This window comes from Streptomyces aureus, assembly GCF_000725495.1.
GTDB lineage: Bacteria > Actinomycetota > Actinomycetes > Streptomycetales > Streptomycetaceae > Streptomyces > Streptomyces aureus_B.
On record NZ_JNZD01000131.1, the window covers coordinates 1 to 217 of the forward strand.

General features: G+C 65.0%; 1 protein-coding gene. It reads right to left on the reverse strand.

All coding sequences use genetic code 11. From position 1 onward, the window contains the following. Position 1 precedes the first annotated feature (1 nt). The gene (locus tag IO36_RS46490; protein WP_107065889.1) at positions 2-139 is read right to left on the reverse strand and encodes a SapB/AmfS family lanthipeptide; all 138 of its coding nucleotides are present in this window, start codon (positions 137-139) and stop codon (positions 2-4) included. Between the last annotated feature and the right edge of the window lie 78 nt (positions 140-217).

The window sequence follows — 217 nt, forward strand, 5'->3', positions numbered from 1 at the left end:
GCTAGACGCAGAGGATCGTGCTGACGGTGCTGGTGCCGCAGTTGAGGACGCTCAGGGAGCTGGTGCTCGCGAGGGTGTCGTCGATCGGGGTGGCCTCGGTCTCGGGCAGGTCCATCGTCTGCAGGTCGAGGATCATCATGGCGTTTCTCCTTCATTTCACTGACGGGTGGATCACCCGGCCGGGCGGCCGGGAGTCTGTGGTGCGCAACTCGGCTGA

Excerpts from the sequence above, each read along its gene's own strand:
- IO36_RS46490 (WP_107065889.1), bottom strand. The coding sequence starts at position 139 with ATGATGATCCTCGACCTGCAGACGATGGACCTGCCCGAGACCGAGGCC.